Raw genomic sequence first — 15,667 nt, forward strand, 5'->3', positions numbered from 1 at the left:
GTTTGATGAGGTTTTAACAATGGCTGAACGTCTGAATAATGACTTCCAGTTCATCGAGGTCGGGCGCAAGGATCCGAAGAAGAAACTGTTGCGTCAACGCAAGAAAGAGTTCGTGGAGATCTACGAACCCTTCAAACCCCAGCAGTCGGCCGACCAGGCCCACCGCTGCCTGGGTTGCGGTAACCCGTATTGCGAATGGAAGTGCCCGGTGCACAACTTCATTCCCAACTGGCTGAAGCTGGTGGCCGAGGGCAACATCCTTGCCGCCGCCGAACTGTCGCACCAGACCAACACCCTGCCGGAAGTCTGCGGCCGCGTGTGCCCGCAAGACCGTCTGTGCGAAGGTGCGTGCACCCTTAACGACGGTTTCGGCGCGGTGACGATCGGTTCGGTCGAGAAGTACATCACCGACACCGCATTCGCCATGGGCTGGCGCCCGGACATGTCCAAGGTCAAGCCGACCGGCAAGCGTGTCGCGGTGATCGGTGCAGGCCCTGCTGGCCTGGGTTGTGCCGACGTGCTGGTGCGCGGCGGCGTGACTCCGGTGGTGTTCGACAAGAACCCGGAAATCGGCGGTCTGCTGACCTTCGGCATCCCCGAGTTCAAGCTGGAAAAGACCGTGCTGAGCAATCGCCGCGAAGTCTTCACCGGCATGGGCATCGAGTTCCGCCTGAACACCGAAATCGGCAAGGACGTGAGCATCGAGCAACTGCTCGAAGAATACGATGCCGTGTTCATGGGCATGGGCACCTACACCTACATGAAGGGCGGCTTTGCCGGTGAGGACCTGCCGGGCGTCTACGACGCGCTGGACTTCCTGATCGCCAACGTCAACCGCAACCTGGGCTTTGAAAAGTCGCCGGAAGATTTCGTCGACATGAAGGGCAAGAAGGTCGTGGTACTGGGCGGTGGCGATACGGCGATGGACTGCAACCGTACGTCGATCCGCCAGGGCGCCAAGTCGGTGACCTGTGCCTATCGTCGTGACGAAGCGAACATGCCGGGCTCGCGCAAAGAGGTGAAGAACGCCAAGGAAGAAGGCGTGAAATTCCTCTACAACCGTCAGCCAATTGCCATCGTCGGTGAGGACAAGGTCGAAGGTGTGAAGGTGGTCGAGACCCGTCTCGGCGAGCCGGACGCTCGTGGCCGCCGCAGCCCCGAGCCGATCCCGGGCTCCGAAGAGATCATCCCGGCCGACGCCGTGGTCATCGCCTTCGGTTTCCGTCCAAGCCCGGCGTCGTGGTTCGAGCAGTTCAGCATCCAGACCGACAGCCAGGGCCGCGTTGTGGCCCCAGAACAAGGCCTGTACAAGCACCAGACCAGCAACCCGAAAATCTTCGCTGGTGGTGACATGGTGCGTGGTTCTGACCTGGTGGTGACGGCGATCTTCGAAGGCCGTAATGCGGCTGAAGGGATCCTGGATTACCTGGGCGTCTAACCGCGATTTGAATCGAGGGCACATAGGCCCTTGATTTGAAATGGGATCGAATGTGGGAGCGAGCCTGCTCGCGATGGCGGCAGATCAGTCGACAGAGATGTTGAATGTGAGGCCCTCATCGCGAGCAGGCTCGCTCCCACATTGGTTTCAGGGTGTTGCGCAGAGTGTGTTCCAGCGCGACAAATTGACCCGATAGACAAAAGGTGCGGCGCTTGCCGTGCCTTTTGCGTCGCGCTCTGAGAAAATGCCCGCACTTTTTTTCCGGATGCCGACATGACTGCCCTGAAGAACGACCGTTTCCTTCGCGCCCTGCTCAAGCAACCCGTAGACGTCACACCCGTGTGGATGATGCGTCAGGCCGGTCGCTACCTGCCTGAATACCGCGCCAGCCGTGCCAAGGCCGGTGATTTCATGAGCCTGTGCATGAATCCTGCGTTCGCTTGCGAAGTCACGATGCAGCCGCTCGACCGTTATCCACAGCTGGATGCGGCGATCCTCTTCTCGGACATCCTGACCATCCCCGATGCCATGGGCCAGGGCCTGTACTTCGAAACCGGCGAAGGTCCGCGCTTCAAGAAAGTCGTCAGCACCCTGGCCGACGTCGAAGCCCTGCCAATTCCTGACCCGCACAAAGACCTTGGCTACGTCATGGACGCGGTCAGCACCATCCGCCGCGAGCTGAACGGCCGTGTGCCGCTGATCGGCTTCTCCGGCAGCCCATGGACCCTGGCCACCTACATGGTCGAAGGCGGCTCGTCGAAAGACTTCCGCAAGACCAAGGCCATGCTCTACGACAACCCGCAAGCCATGCACCTGCTGCTGGATAAACTCGCGCAGTCGGTCACCTCCTACCTCAACGGCCAGATCATGGCCGGCGCGCAAGCGGTGCAGATCTTCGACACCTGGGGCGGTAACCTCTCGGCAGCGGCGTACCAGGAGTTCTCCCTGGCCTACATGCGCAAAATCGTCAGCGGCCTGATCCGCGAACACGAAGGCCGCAAAGTGCCGGTTATCCTGTTCACCAAAAACGGCGGCCTGTGGCTGGAAAGCATCGCTGACGCCGGTGCAGATGCCCTGGGTCTGGACTGGACCTGCGACATCGGTGAAGCCCGCCAGCGCGTCGGCAACAAAGTTGCGCTGCAAGGCAACATGGACCCGACCGTGCTCTACGCCAAGCCTGAGGCCATTCGGGCTGAAGTCGGCCGGATCCTCGCCAGCTACGGCAAAGGTAGCGGCCACGTGTTCAACCTCGGCCACGGCATCACTCCGGAAGTCGACCCGGAACACGCCGGGGCCTTCCTACGTGCGGTGCATGAGCTGTCGGCGCAATACCACGAATAACGTTCGCGCTTAAACAAAAAAACGCCCGGCTTATGCCGGGCGCTTTTGTATCAGGAAGATCTTTTGCTTCTAAGCTTTCACATTTTCCAGCGGTGGCAACTTCGCCAGTTTCAATGCCACCAGCAGCGCAATCACCAGCAACCCGCCGATGAACAGGCCGATGCCGTTCCAGCCGCCCAAGTGCCAGAATAGTCCGCCCGCCGTACCGGCGATACTTGAACCGGCGTAGTAGCTGAACAGGTACAGCGACGAGGCCTGGCCCTTGGCCTTGGTCGCGCGGCGGCCGATCCAGCTGCTGGCCACCGAGTGCGCGGCGAAGAAGCCGAAGGTGAAGATCAACATGCCGATGATCACCAGCGGCAATGGCGTGAACAGGGTCAGTGCAAGGCCTGCGAGCATCAGCACGATGGTTGCCCACAGGACTTTGCGCCGGCCAAGCTTGTCGGCCAATGCGCCGATTTTCGCTGAACTGTAGATGCCCGACAGGTAGACCACCGAGAGCAAGCCAACGAAGGCCTGATCCATGTGATACGGCTCGGCCAGCAGGCGATAGCCGATGTAGTTGAACAGCGTGACGAACGCGCCCATCAGCACGAATGCTTCGAGGAACAACCACGGCAGGCCGGCATCGCGAAAGTGCATGGTGAAGCCGTCGAGCAAGCTGCGCGGATGCATCGAGCGGGAGCAGAAGTTGCGCGACTCGGGGAGGACTTTCCAGAACACTGTCGCGGCAATCAGCGCCAGTCCACCGATGATCAGCATCGCGGTGTGCCAGTTAACGAAGTCGATCAATACGCCGACGATCAGTCGACCGCACATCCCGCCAATCGCGTTGCCACCAATGTACAGCCCCATCGCCAGGCCGATGTGCTGTGGATGGATCTCTTCGCTGAGGTACGTCATGGCCACCGCCGCCAGCCCGCTGAGGGACAGCCCGACCAGCGCACGCATCACCAGCACGCCCTGCCAGCTCGGCATCATCGCACTGGCCATGGTGCACAACGCTGCCGCGAACAGCGCCGCAACCATCACCGGTTTCCGGCCGATACGGTCGGAGATCGGGCCGGTGATCAGCAAACCGATGGCGAGCATCCCGGTGGCCACCGACAGGATCAGGCTGCTCTGCGCCGCGTTGATCGAAAACTCACGGGAGAACAGCGGCATCATCGGCTGCACGCAGTAGAGCAGGGCGAAGGTCGCAAAGCCGCCGGAGAACAGCGCCAGCACCGTGCGCATGAACATCGGCGTGCCTTTTTCGATGTACACGTCATTGCGTTGGGCGACCACATCGTCCAGCGCGGTAGGTGGCAATTCATGGGCGAGCGGGGCGACGGCAGTTTTCACGGGGGACCTCGGGAGAGCACGGCCAGGCAGGCAATGGAAAAATCATATAGCTGGCTAATATTTCTATCCAATATATTGTTCGACCTGTTTGATAGGTTTAACGACCTAATGGAGTTTTCATGGAATTACGCCATCTGCGCTACTTCATCGCCGTTGCCGAAGAACTGCATTTCGGTCGCGCCGCTCAGGTGCTGGGCATCTCCCAGCCACCGTTGAGCCAGCAGATTCAGGTGCTGGAACAGGAAGTCGGGGCACGGTTATTCGAGCGCACCAATCGTCGGGTCGAACTCAGTGAAGCCGGTCGATTGTTCCTCGAGGAGGCTCGGCTGGTACTGGCCCAGGTCGACAAGGCCGCCGACGTCGCCCGTCGAGCCCAACTCGGCGAGCTGGGGGAACTGAAGATCGGCTTCACCTCATCGGCGCCGTTCAACTCGACGATCCCGCAGGCGATCTTCTCGTTTCGCCAGCGCTTCCCGGCCGTGCATCTGAACCTGCGGGAAATGAGCAGCACCCAGGTCGCCGAGGCGCTGGTGGACGAGTCGATTCAGGTCGGGATCATGCGGCCATTGCCGTTGCCGGATTCGCTGGAGGTGGTCGAGTTGACGCGTGAACCCTTGGTGGCCGTGCTCAGCTCCAAGGACCCGCTGGTGGTCGGCAGCGAGGACGGGCTGTTCCTGTCGGCATTGGCCCACGAGCCTTTCGTATTCTTCCCACGCAGCTACGGCAGTGGTCTATACGCACAACTGCTGAGCCTGGCACGCGACGCCGGGTTCAGCCCGCACTTCACCCAGGAAGCCGGCGAGGCCATGACCATCATCGGCCTGGTGGCGGCAGGGCTCGGGGTGTCGGTGTTGCCGGCGTCGTATCAGCGAATGCGCATCGACGGCGTGGTCTATCGGCCCTTGCTCGATCCGCTGGCGATGTCGGCCGTGTGGCTGGTACAGCGCAAGGACCAGAAATCACCGATGGCCAAGGCGTTTGTCGAGTTGTTGACGCGTAAGGTTGAGGTGACGTAGCGGGCCTGTAACTAGCGTCTAGACCCTTGTCGCAGGCTCGTTGTCGGTATGGGCAGTAAATTCAGATTGAGCGTGTGTAGCTTGAGGGCTACACTTCGTTGCATGACTGAAATCATTCGAAGCTCAACATTCTCAGGTTGGTTGACGAAGTTGGCCGATAGTCGTGCCCGGATGCGTATTCAGGTGCGAATCGATCGGATGGCTGACGGTAATCTGGGGGATGTGAAGGCGATTGGTGACGGATTGAGTGAGGCGCGTATCGATTACGGTCCCGGTTATCGGGTGTACTTCATGCAGCAAGGCCGGCAACTGGTCATTCTCCTTTGTGGAGGTGACAAAAGCAGTCAGGCTCGTGACATCAAACAAGCCAGGCTCATTGCAAGATCCTGGCAGGAGCAAAATCCATGACCGAACAATTTTCTCGCTGGGACTCTGCCGAGTACCTCAAGACCGAAGAGGACATGGCCAATTACCTGGATGCTTGCATGGAGGAGGCCGGAGATGACCCAGCCTTTATCGCCAAGGCGCTTGGCACCATTGCACGTGCCCGAGGCATGACCCAGGTTGCGCGTGATGCCGGGCTTTCACGTGAGAGCCTTTACCGAGCGCTGTCCGGCGAAGGAAATCCCGAGTTCGGTACGATCCTTAAAGTCGTCAAGGCGCTTGGGCTGAAGTTGCATGCCAGCACCTGATACATCGAAATAGAGCTATGGTTGTTTGCTCAACCTTGGGCAATACTGCCCACGTTCCCGAAAGGGGCTTGTGAGACTCTGAGGATCCTGGGCAACCAGCCATCGCAGAGCCAGGCAGGTACAGGGCGATGACAAGCCGACCTGTTTGTGAAAGGGCGCCGAAAGGCGCCCTTTGTCGTATAAAAAACAGGCGATCTCATTGGGATCGCCTGTTTTTTTTACGCCGAAATCTGCGCCTGTAATCGTCGCCCGACGACATCCAGCAAATCGCAGCCATCGCGCAATGACGTCACCAGCACCCGCGCCAGCTCACTATGAATGCCCTCGCTGAACGCGAAGCACTCCAGCAACTGGGTTGCGGTGCGGATGCGGTAGGCCGCGGTGTCGTGCAACACGTCCAGCGGTGCTTCGGTGTCGATCAGCAATGATGGGATGGTGCAGTCGATGCCGGTGATAGGCATATATCGATCCATGAAAACCTCCACTCGGTAAAAGGGCGCGACCACTCAGTGGGCGCTGTTGGATGGAACTTCAGGTAACCCCTCGGGCGTGTCCAGGTTGTCCAGCGCCCGGTTGACCAGCAACTCGGCCAGCAAGGCCAACTGTTGAATCGCCAACGCCATATTGCGGCGCGAGCCTTCAAGTTCGGCGGCGAAGTCGGTGGTCATGACGTTGAGCGAGGCCAGGGTTTCACAGGCGTGACAGAGCAGGGATTCGGTGTCGACATTCGGGATGATCGTGAAGACATGGCTGATAGGGTCGGGGCGGCCTGGATGGCGCAGGCGGGCGCTGACGGAGCGTTCGGCGACTTCGGTGAGTTTGGATAAATCGACGGTGTCGTCGGGTGAACGGTCGGGCGATTGCGGGGAGTTGGCAGTGGTCTTTTTCATGACGGAGCTCCTTGCAAAGATTAAAAGTGCAAGTTCCAAGTGGTTGAATGGAACTTGGTTTGCCACTGTACGCGGGTTGGAGGCGCGGTAAAGTTATTTATGAAGAAAACAATAAGCTTAATCAAATAAGTGAACATTTGAATAATTAAATGATTAATACATGACTGAACGTTAGGTTTTTTTGCGCAATGCACTCCACGCAAAAGCAGGTCGTGTAGTTGGCGAAGTGTTGTTTAAATAAGCTCGCGTGCGCCTACTCATTTCTGTAAGAAATTTCTCCGAATCGGAGGTGTTCTAGGCTGTGAAACATTATCTAACGGTTGCTTGGTGTATTTTTGACTCTATTTTTTGTGCGTGATCTATATATGTAGGATGCTGTTGGCACAAAAAAGCGCCACCATAGCCTCAGCTTCGGGCGTTCGGTTTCTTGTAGTGGCAGGCAAATGGTAAATATGCAATGCACAAGAAAGAAAAAATAGAAAATTTAAAAAATAACATTAAGTATTTGATAAAGAGTCGCGGAGAAACGCAGCTATCTTTGTGTAGTTCCATTGGTTTGACCAGGACTACGATATATAACATTCTGGAAGGGAAGGTAGTAAATGTACAGCACTCCACAATTCGTAAAATTTCTGATTTTTTTGGGGTTTCGTATAAGGAAATAGAAAGTGTGGATTTTGAGGAGAAAGAAATTATAGAAAGCAGTGTTTCCTTACAAGGAAATATGAACCCCTCGGCGGTTCCTATAATAAAAGAGAGTTTGTTGATTAAGAGTCTGGACAAAAGAATTGGCGAGTTAGCCACAATTTACCCGCTTACTTATTATTTCGGTACGGCCTCCAATTTGATAGGTGTGCTTTTGGAAAGCGAAATTAGTGGAGTGAATGGGGTAGGCGACTTATTGATAGTGAAAAAAGGCCGGGTGAATGGCGATAAAGAAAAGCTAGCTTATGATATGCGCACAAAGAAGCTGTTTATAACAAATGACTCTTTTTTTGATTCTGATGTTGTTTGTGTTGTAGGGGAAGTGGTAGAGGAAAGATTTAATGGTGGGTGATAAGGAGGTCGAGAATAGTAAGTACAAGCTGTTGGGGTTTGAAAATAGCAAAAGTCTTGCTGTTATTATGGTTGTTTCGACAGGGAAAGTTTTCAAGGTAAAGCTAAGTGAGTTGTTGAGTAGTGAAATAGTGGATGATTTAAATAAGGCTGAGATAAAAAATGTATATAAAAAGTTTTACTCTCGTGGAGCGACATTGACCGCGTACGAAATAACTGATCGGCATGAGAAGTCATGGATGATTTATGTTGTTCTCAATTTACTGTTATTTTTGCTCTATATTTTCACAAATGTTGTTGCGACTAAACTTGCTTATATAGAGCAGCTTGATATTGTGGTTACTCCAGGTGTTTTTCTTTATCCGTTGACATTTTTAATAGTCGATTTGTTGAACGAGTTTTATGGGTTTAGACTTGCGAGAAGAGCCATATTGTTTGTTTTGTCAAGTAATGCTCTGATTATTGTTTTGCTTGGGGCTTCGACCTATTTCCCAGGGCTGCCTGGTTGGAAGCTTGATGTACCTTACAATGAAGTTATTGGTCATGTATCGTCTGTTCTAGTGGCGTCCTCAGTTTCTTTTCTGTTTTCTGAGTATGTGAATTCGTACATGCTGTGTAAAATAAAAGAGCTTACAAGCTCTAGGTTTCTATTTTTGCGAGTGTTTTTAAGTACTTTTTTTGCGGTGATAATAGACAGCTTTTTCTTCTGCTTTATTGCGTTTTATGGAGCTATGCAAAACAACGAAATACTAGGTATAGTTTATGTTCAGATAGCTATAAAAATGTGTTTCGCTGTATTTAACGTTTTTCCAGCCTATGGAGCAAGAACCTTATTTAAAAGGTATATGGCTGGAGCTCAGGCTGCATGAAAGCAGGGGGTTGACTGTAAATAATTCATTCCCCCTGCCAAAGGATAGTTATTTCAATTCTAGTTTGTCTTTTAGGCTGTTCATGATCTCTGTTTTGTTCTTCAGAAACTCATTCAGTCCCTTTGCACGAAGACTACAGGCATCACAGTTGGCACACCCACTTCCCTGTAGTCCCTTGTAGCAAGACAGTGTGTGGTAGCGAATCAAGTCCAGTTGGTTGTGGTAATCGGCCAAGGCCCAGGTTTCCGCCTTGTTCAACCGCATTAGCGGCGTTTCAATGCGCAACTTATAGTTCATGCCCAATTCGATGGCGTAATTCAAAACTTTAGCAAACTCATCGCCACAATCAGGGTAGCCGGAGCACTCTGTTTCACAAATGCCCGTGATTACAGATTCGGCGCCCACTTGATACGCATAAATAGAAGCGAGGGTTAAAAACAGAATATTCCTGCCGGGTACGAACGTGTTTGGCAGACCGTCCCCGGAACTGTCAGTGGTTGGGACTGGAATATTGTCCCGGGTTAAGCTGCTGATGGCCAGTTCATTCAGCAATGAAACGTCCAGTACTTTGTGCACCGTCACGCCAAGCCTTTTTGAGAGCTGTTGCGCCACTTCAATTTCCGCATGATGGCGCTGACCATAATCAAACGTAATGCAGTGTATTTCATCGTAGTGCGGCAATGCATGGATCAAGCAGGTTGTTGAGTCTTGCCCACCACTAAAAACGATGACTGCTTTGTTGTTCATATTTTCGTTCCTTGATTAATATAATAAACGCAACGCTTGAAACATAAGGCTGAGATCCAGCCGTCTCCACCGCATTCCACACGTATTACCCTTTTGTATCACTGGCCTTTGAACCCCGGTAAACCCTGAGCAGCACGCCATTCCTTCACAGTCCGTGTAACTCCCTCGGCGGAATTATCCTCGCCGGGCTCCGGATAGAATATGAGGTCGGTGCCATCCGGATGGCCGGTAAGTATTCTGAATTGCGCCAGCAATTCGCCAAGCTCTTCGTCCGAGCCACTTTTGTTGGCGGTACGTATCTTTTCAACGAAGCTAATGAACTCTGCAACGGTGTAATCGCAAATGATTGCCATGATGTACCTACTCCTTTCTGTGCCATTTGATTAGGCTCTTAGGTGACACACACGTAAATCATCTACGTCGTAGATTCTTTCAGTTATTGCCTTTTTGGGTCGCTCGCCTTTGAATCCCGGCAATCCCTGAGCGGCACGCCATTTCTTCACCGTCTGTGCGATGCCTTCATTTGAGTTGCCCGCGCCGTCTTCAGGATAGTAAATGAGGTCGGTTCCATCAGGATGCTCTGTAATCTCGCAAAATTGCTGTAGCAAAGGATCGAGAATCTTGTCCGGTGCATTTTTGTTCGCAGCTCGGATTTTTTGCATGAGTTGAATAAACTCTGCTTCGGTGTAATCAGAGAAGCTTTCTTTCAGGCGTGTGTCTGTCATGGCTATCCGCGTCATAAACCGCTCGTTCTCTGGATCAATCCCTGAACCCCGGCAGACCCTGAACTGCACGCCACTCTTTCAGAGTCTGAATGATTTCTTTCGCTGTATTCTCAATCTTGTTTTCCGGGTAGAAGATCAAGTCTGATCCTGCCGGATGGCCAACAACTTTTTTGAAGTGAAAGATCAGCTTGTCCTCTTCCGCTTCGTCATTGGAGCCGAATTTTATTTCATTGATGAAGTCGATAAATTCAGACTCTGTGTAGTCGGATAGCTTGCTCTTCAATTCCATTCACTGATTCGTTCCGGTGACGGACAATATGGTTTGGCTCGGTGCAGTCATGTCACACCTTCTTTCGGGCATTGGCAGCATTGTCCCTTCGGATCACTCGTCTTTGAACCCCGGTAAGCCTTGAACAGCACGCCATTTTTTCACTGTCTGTGTAACGCCCTCGGGGGAGTTATCTACGCCATCTTCCGGGTAGTAGATCAGGTCTGACCCTGCTGGATGCTGACTGATTTTCTCGAAGTGCAGCAGAAGCAAGTCGGCACGATCATCTGATTTTGCCTCTTGATCTTCCTTGGCGAGTTCTTCTAACAACTCGATAAACTCGGCTTCGGTGTATTCGGAAAAGCTCATTTTCAGGAGTGTGTCTGTCATGGCAGATCTATTCGTTCCGGTGAAGGTCAATGTGGTTTTTTGGGGTATTTACTCGCAGGTTATCAACGTCATACACGTCACCACCCTCCGATACTTTGTCGAGGTGGTGCAGTTCATAGGACAGCCTACCTCCAACCCTGTCGGCTTTTCTTACCCGTGGAGCTTTGCCCGTGCGCATCCGGCTTACATTCTGCTCGATGAACTGGTCAGCAACCGCCGATTTTGAGACCGCTTCCCAAAGTGCGGACCTGAATTTATCGAAACTTTTGAAATTACGTCCTCTCAGTGCATCAGCCACTTCTGTAGGGATGGAAGCGCCCACTCCCGACCTTGCACCAATGAGCCAAACCCCCGACACATCCTCACCCACCCCCGTAACGCCACCAGGCTCATACCGGGCGTTGAGCACGATGTAAATCGGCGCAAGCCCCGTATCCGCAGGAAACCAGATAATCGCGTCCTGGTACTCAGGCGGATGCTGCGGGTTCACCAATACTTTGTCGGATTGCTCGGTGGGCGGATACACCCACACAGTCGGCAATGGCGGGGCGCCTTCCAGTGCGGGGATGCCGAGTACATCATCGGGATTCGCCGCTGGGGTCCAGGTCAGGCCGATCCCGTTGCCGATGTCGGCAACAAACTTCTCGCCTTCCTGGATGGCCTTGATGACCGGGACAAATTCCCAGTCTTTCTTTGCGCCCGTGTAGAAGCCGTAAGCGCTGACGGAGCCGTCCGGCAATGTCTTCACGTTGATGCGGACACGGGTTCGCCCGGCATCCAGCATTGCGTACAGCTCGTTTTTGTAGAAGGCGCTGTCGGGCGAGAGGCTGGTGTTCGGCATCAGTAGCGCAACGGTGCCAACCGCCGCGCCTGCCGTCACAACTGCCGAGTCTGTCAGTAGGGTGAGTGCGAGAGAGCCGCCGAGACGTTGGGCAATAGCGCCGCCCGTTGCCGAACCACCGACCAGTTTCAGGGGCATCCCTTCGGCGGTGATTACTGCGCCGGTGCCAAGCACCGCCCACACGCCGTAGTTAGCCAGTTTCTCGAGGGGGACAAACCCTGACGGGTTGTTGTGATTGATGACGCCGTCCGGGAGGTTGCAGCTTTTGGCGAATACACAGCCTTTGGTATCGGGTCGTTTCTGTTTTTCGGATTGTCTGGCGAGACTGTTTTCAGAGGCCTGTTGCCTGGCAAGCATGTCGTCGTAAGACTTTTGTCTGGCGTCACGCTCAGCGGTCTCGGACGGGGTCATGTCTCGCAGGTAGCGGACTCCGTTTCCACTACCGCCACCACCACCGCCATGTTTCCAGACTTGGGGTATGTCCTTGTTGCGAGCCATGGGGGTCCTTGTTCGTCCTTGGGGGAATCCCGGCATTTAGCTGCGGGACATTGACCCTACCGAGAACCTCAAGCTATGGCTGTGGGACGATTCCGAAATGCTGTGCTCCGTTTTCCGTTTGTGTCATTTCTTTGCTGGGGAGACATGAAAAGATCGCAGCCTGCGACAGCTCCTACCCCGATTTTTGTAGGAGCTGTCGCAGGTTCGGGCCGCGTTCGGACGATCTTTTGATCTTGATGTGGCGCTTACGACCAGCGCCGAAAGATCAGCGACGTGTTAACCCCACCAAAGGCAAAGTTGTTGTTCATCACGTACTGGCAGCTCATCTGGCGGAACTCGCCGCGCAGATAGTCTTGTTTACGGTATTCGGCCAGCATCCATTGGGCGATGCACATGTCTTTATCTGTCCAAGTCATGACGCGGATTCCTGATGAAGCCCCTGGGTCACAATTGCAGATCGGGGCGCAAGAGGTGTTGTTCGAGAATGCGTTCAACCTGTTGTGGCGTTTTGCACGAGAACCACAGGTTAGCGGGATAAATCACCATGACCGGGCCGTGGTCGCAGCGGCCAAGGCAGCCCGATGCGTTGGCGCGCGATGTTCCTGGCTCACCCATTTTGGCGAGCTTGCGTTTTGCTGCGCTGAGCAGTTCATGAGCGCCTGAGCCCGAGCAACTACGGCGGCCATCGGGGCGCAAGTTGGTGCAAATCAGCACATGGTGCTCGTAGGCCAACGTCGGATTTTCTGCGTCATTCATAGGTGGTCACGACCGCTGTTCAAACTTCGTCGGCAGGAACCGCGACTTTCGATGGTTCCAGATTGAGGGCGAGTACGCTCATCAGCACAATGACCGTTCCGACGATCACCATGGCCGAAGGGCGTTCGCTCAGAACCAGTGAGGCCATCAACATGGCTGTGGGCGGTATCAGGTAAAGCGAAATGGAGGCGCGACTCACGTTGCTCTGCGCCAGTACGTATGCCCAGGCGAGGTACGCAAGGGCGCTGGGGAAGATGCCCAGAATGAGCACCGCCAGGTTGACCGAAGTTGAGGCATTTTGCGCTTGGCTCCACAACCCTGGGACGTATACAAGCAACAGTACCGTGCCCGACCAGATGGTGTAACACACCATCGTCAGCCCGTCGTAACGATGTGAATGGTGTTTTTGCAAGGCGAAATACAGACTCCATGAAAACGCCGCCAGCAGGATCAGCAGCCCGTGTGCGTCCAGCTCACCAAAACCACGGTCCCCGGTGACTACCACAGCGGCGCCGAGCAGGCCGCACAGCACACAGATCCATTGCCAGCCGTTGACCCGATCCTTGAATGCAAAATGTGCCAATAACGTGCTGAACAACGGCGTGGATTGTGCCAGTACGCTGGCGGCCCCAGCGCTAACGCCTTGTTGGCCGTAGTTGAGGGCTATGTGATGCAGGCTGACAGCAAAAAATCCCAGCACCGCCAGCAGCGGCAGGTCTTTCAGGCGCGGCAGGGAAATACGCATCACCGATGCGACCCCGGCCATGAACGTTGAGGCGATGAGGAATCGCATCAGTGCTAGATGACCGGGCTCGTAAGCCTTTAGTCCGATGTGAATTCCAATGGGGGAATAAGCCCAGCAAAGAATGACAAATATCGCCGCCAACGTGATTTTTAAGCTGGGCCTTGTATTCATCAAATCGTCATCTTGGAAGCAACACGACTTTGCACACCGGGCATGGCACGAGCTATTCCGTTCCAGTATTGCTCAGTGATGTCCAAGAAGCGGTTGAACGAAGCGCGGACTTCCTCTATGTGCTGGTCGGTGGTGCATTCCTGGGTGGCGGCTTTCACGGCCTGGATTTTGTGTTCTTTTTCCGCATCCCCGATGTGGATGTAGAAATACTCGCAGTGTTCATGAAAGTCGTCGTTATTGGCATACAGGTGCTGATAGTTGCGCGCTCCTTCGTACAAACGGGTGAGCATCGAATAGGCCAGCCACTCCTGAGCCAACAATGTGCCGAGCACATGGCGCGAATTGTTGTAGCGGCCACCGTCGGCGTACAAGCTCAACTGTTCGTGGATGAACGTGCGGGTGCTTTTCAGCACAGGCAGAGCTGTGAGTTCATCCATGCTGTACGGCCGATGAGCGAGACGGCTGAGAAGGTCGATCAAGTAGCTTTCCAGCAGGGCGAGGTGGGCCTTTTCCGGGTTGCCGTAGCCCATCTCGGAGTACAGGTTTTTGACGATTTCGACCTGAGCATGCAGGTTGTCAGCGCCCAGAAATGACAGGGCGACCATGCGAGAGGTCAGTGCGGTGCGGGCCAGGTAGTTTCGAGCAAACACCTCAACGTCGCCGAGGGAGAGTGTGCCTCCCATCCATCGTTGGTAGAACGTGTTATTCAAGGCTTTATGGGTGAACACGCTTTCGGCGAGGCACTGGATTTTGCGCTGAGATAACTCCATAAGAACTCCTGTTCGTCGGGGAAATGAAGGCGCTATAGCATCCGTGCAACGTGCGCCGATTGAAGTATCAAAAACACGCAGTCTCACTACAAGTGACTTAAACTGACCCATGCATTCACTCTGGGTGAGCTATGGAATTGTCCCAACTGCGCATGTTCAAGACGGTTCACGACTTCGGCAGCATCGCGCGCGCTGCCGAGTTGCTGCACTGCGTGCCGTCCAATATCACCGCACGCCTCAAGTCCCTGGAGCGTGAGCTCGGCACACCGCTGTTTTTCCGCGATGGTCGAGGGTTGCGAATCACTCCTGCCGGGGAGGTATTTCTCGAGTACGCGACGAAAATCCTGTGTTTGGCTGATGAAGCCCGGCGCGCGGTAGCGCCCACCAATACGCCTGGCGGTCCCCTGCGCATTGGCGCCATCGAGTCTAGTGCTACGGGACGGTTGCCCCGGTTATTGGCCAAGTACCATGCGCTGTACCCGCAGGTGTCGCTGGAGTTGAGCACCGGCACCTGGGCTCAATTGCTGGACGATACTCAGCATCACCGGCTTGATGGGGTGATCGTGGCGGTGAACATTGAACGCCCCGGTCTCAAGCGTTCAGTGATCTACCGTGAAGATTTGGTTCTCATCGCATCCGCGTCCCATGGGCCTTTACGCAAGGCGGCGGATTTGCAGGGTAAGGAAGTTTTCATGTGGCCCCCCGGCTGTCCGTACCGATTGGCACTGGAGCAGTGGCTGTTGCGCCATGATCAGGTGTTGCCGATCGTCAGCATTGCAAGCTATGGCACCATAGTTGGCTGTGTCAGTGCTGGTGCCGGCGTTTCGCTGGTTCCTCGCGGGATCTATGAGCAATACCGTCACAGTGCGGGTTGGCAAGGATATGAATTCCCGGACCTGACGAGTATCGACAACCTGTTTTACTGGCATGAAAACGCAGGTCGACACCCGGCTCGGGAAGCGTTTTTGGCTCTACTGCAGACAGAGTTCGAGGGCCCAACGGCGTTGGAAGGGGACATCGATATGACGCAGTCTCCTACAAAATCCGCGTCTTGAATGACTGAGCCTTTGCCAAATCCCCCTCAACGCGATCCCGACCATGTTCGCCTCG

Annotated in this window: 21 protein-coding genes; 8 read left to right on the plus strand and 13 right to left on the minus strand. The window is 54.6% G+C overall.

Going from position 1 to position 15,667, the window contains the following annotated elements; translation table 11 throughout:
• Nucleotides 1-19 precede the first annotated feature (19 nt).
• Together HK44_RS06980 and hemE are read left to right on the plus strand one after the other, a co-directional pair.
• Nucleotides 20-1,438 (plus strand): FAD-dependent oxidoreductase, encoded by a 1,419-nt coding sequence (locus tag HK44_RS06980; RefSeq protein WP_019691385.1) that lies wholly within the window; start codon nt 20-22, stop codon nt 1,436-1,438.
• 273 nt (nt 1,439-1,711) lie between these two features.
• Nucleotides 1,712-2,779, plus strand: coding sequence for a uroporphyrinogen decarboxylase (gene hemE, locus HK44_RS06985; protein WP_019691386.1), 1,068 nt, complete (start codon nt 1,712-1,714; stop codon nt 2,777-2,779).
• Nucleotides 2,780-2,848: 69 nt separating this feature from the next.
• On the opposite strand, the gene HK44_RS06990 is transcribed toward hemE, so the two are convergent.
• Nucleotides 2,849-4,090 carry an MFS transporter gene (locus HK44_RS06990; protein ID WP_431357317.1) on the minus strand — a complete coding sequence of 414 codons (1,242 nt, stop codon included), beginning with the start codon at nt 4,088-4,090 and terminating at the stop codon, nt 2,849-2,851.
• A 152-nt stretch (nt 4,091-4,242) separates the two neighbouring features.
• Here HK44_RS06990 and HK44_RS06995 point away from each other — a divergent pair, with 152 nt between their 5' ends.
• The 3 genes from HK44_RS06995 to HK44_RS07005 all read left to right on the plus strand — a co-directional run bounded on the left by HK44_RS06995 (nt 4,243) and on the right by HK44_RS07005 (nt 5,831).
• Nucleotides 4,243-5,139 carry a LysR family transcriptional regulator gene (locus HK44_RS06995; RefSeq protein ID WP_019691388.1) on the plus strand — a complete coding sequence of 299 codons (897 nt, stop codon included), beginning with the start codon at nt 4,243-4,245 and terminating at the stop codon, nt 5,137-5,139.
• Between the two features lie 102 nt (nt 5,140-5,241).
• Nucleotides 5,242-5,547 (plus strand): type II toxin-antitoxin system RelE/ParE family toxin, encoded by a 306-nt coding sequence (locus HK44_RS07000; RefSeq protein WP_019691389.1) that lies wholly within the window; start codon nt 5,242-5,244, stop codon nt 5,545-5,547.
• Nucleotides 5,544-5,831: an addiction module antidote protein gene (locus tag HK44_RS07005; RefSeq protein WP_019691390.1), complete on the plus strand. Its 288-nt coding sequence runs from the start codon at nt 5,544-5,546 to the stop codon at nt 5,829-5,831. Before HK44_RS07000 ends, HK44_RS07005 begins: the two co-directional genes overlap by 4 nt.
• Nucleotides 5,832-6,049: 218 nt before the next feature.
• On the opposite strand, the gene HK44_RS07010 is transcribed toward HK44_RS07005, so the two are convergent.
• Both HK44_RS07010 and HK44_RS07015 read right to left on the minus strand, forming a co-directional pair.
• Nucleotides 6,050-6,304 (minus strand): hypothetical protein, encoded by a 255-nt coding sequence (locus HK44_RS07010; protein ID WP_019691391.1) that lies wholly within the window; start codon nt 6,302-6,304, stop codon nt 6,050-6,052.
• 33 nt (nt 6,305-6,337) lie between these two features.
• Complete coding sequence (locus HK44_RS07015; RefSeq protein WP_019691392.1) at nt 6,338-6,721, minus strand: DUF6124 family protein; 384 nt, start codon at nt 6,719-6,721, stop codon at nt 6,338-6,340.
• Between the two features lie 457 nt (nt 6,722-7,178).
• Between HK44_RS07015 and HK44_RS07020 the strand changes: the two genes are divergently transcribed.
• Together HK44_RS07020 and HK44_RS07025 are read left to right on the plus strand one after the other, a co-directional pair.
• On the plus strand, nt 7,179-7,778 hold the full coding sequence (locus tag HK44_RS07020) for a helix-turn-helix transcriptional regulator (RefSeq protein WP_019691393.1): 600 nt from the start codon (nt 7,179-7,181) through the stop codon (nt 7,776-7,778).
• Nucleotides 7,768-8,646 carry a queuosine precursor transporter gene (locus tag HK44_RS07025; RefSeq protein ID WP_019691394.1) on the plus strand — a complete coding sequence of 293 codons (879 nt, stop codon included), beginning with the start codon at nt 7,768-7,770 and terminating at the stop codon, nt 8,644-8,646. Before HK44_RS07020 ends, HK44_RS07025 begins: the two co-directional genes overlap by 11 nt.
• 48 nt (nt 8,647-8,694) lie before the next feature.
• Here HK44_RS07025 and queC read toward each other — a convergent pair whose 3' ends face one another.
• The 10 genes from queC to HK44_RS07075 form a co-directional block, all read right to left on the minus strand.
• Nucleotides 8,695-9,393 carry a 7-cyano-7-deazaguanine synthase QueC gene (queC, locus tag HK44_RS07030; RefSeq protein ID WP_019691395.1) on the minus strand — a complete coding sequence of 233 codons (699 nt, stop codon included), beginning with the start codon at nt 9,391-9,393 and terminating at the stop codon, nt 8,695-8,697.
• A gap of 98 nt (nt 9,394-9,491) precedes the next feature.
• A complete protein-coding gene (locus HK44_RS07035) occupies nt 9,492-9,746 on the minus strand; it encodes a bacteriocin immunity protein (protein ID WP_019691396.1) in 255 nt (84 codons plus the stop codon).
• Between the two features lie 30 nt (nt 9,747-9,776).
• Nucleotides 9,777-10,133 (minus strand): bacteriocin immunity protein, encoded by a 357-nt coding sequence (locus HK44_RS07040; protein WP_019691397.1) that lies wholly within the window; start codon nt 10,131-10,133, stop codon nt 9,777-9,779.
• A 19-nt stretch (nt 10,134-10,152) separates the two neighbouring features.
• A complete protein-coding gene (locus HK44_RS07045; protein WP_019691398.1) occupies nt 10,153-10,407 on the minus strand; it encodes a bacteriocin immunity protein in 255 nt (84 codons plus the stop codon).
• Between the two features lie 93 nt (nt 10,408-10,500).
• Entirely contained in the window at nt 10,501-10,776 is a 276-nt protein-coding gene (locus HK44_RS07050) for a bacteriocin immunity protein (protein ID WP_019691399.1), read from the minus strand.
• A gap of 7 nt (nt 10,777-10,783) precedes the next feature.
• Nucleotides 10,784-12,115: an S-type pyocin domain-containing protein gene (locus tag HK44_RS07055; RefSeq protein ID WP_019691400.1), complete on the minus strand. Its 1,332-nt coding sequence runs from the start codon at nt 12,113-12,115 to the stop codon at nt 10,784-10,786.
• A gap of 245 nt (nt 12,116-12,360) precedes the next feature.
• Nucleotides 12,361-12,531: a hypothetical protein gene (locus HK44_RS07060; protein WP_019691401.1), complete on the minus strand. Its 171-nt coding sequence runs from the start codon at nt 12,529-12,531 to the stop codon at nt 12,361-12,363.
• Between the two features lie 28 nt (nt 12,532-12,559).
• On the minus strand, nt 12,560-12,871 hold the full coding sequence (locus HK44_RS07065) for a (2Fe-2S) ferredoxin domain-containing protein (RefSeq protein ID WP_019691402.1): 312 nt from the start codon (nt 12,869-12,871) through the stop codon (nt 12,560-12,562).
• Nucleotides 12,872-12,890: 19 nt separating this feature from the next.
• Nucleotides 12,891-13,787 (minus strand): DMT family transporter, encoded by an 897-nt coding sequence (locus tag HK44_RS07070; protein ID WP_019691403.1) that lies wholly within the window; start codon nt 13,785-13,787, stop codon nt 12,891-12,893.
• Entirely contained in the window at nt 13,787-14,557 is a 771-nt protein-coding gene (locus tag HK44_RS07075; RefSeq protein ID WP_019691404.1) for an iron-containing redox enzyme family protein, read from the minus strand. Before HK44_RS07075 ends, HK44_RS07070 begins: the two co-directional genes overlap by 1 nt.
• A 131-nt stretch (nt 14,558-14,688) precedes the next feature.
• Between HK44_RS07075 and HK44_RS07080 the strand changes: the two genes are divergently transcribed.
• Nucleotides 14,689-15,612, plus strand: a complete 924-nt coding sequence (locus HK44_RS07080) for a LysR family transcriptional regulator (RefSeq protein ID WP_019691405.1) — start codon at nt 14,689-14,691, stop codon at nt 15,610-15,612.
• Nucleotides 15,613-15,667: the final 55 nt, after the last annotated feature.

Source organism: Pseudomonas fluorescens HK44 (assembly GCF_000217955.3).
In the GTDB taxonomy this organism is placed as follows: domain Bacteria; phylum Pseudomonadota; class Gammaproteobacteria; order Pseudomonadales; family Pseudomonadaceae; genus Aquipseudomonas; species Aquipseudomonas fluorescens_AQ.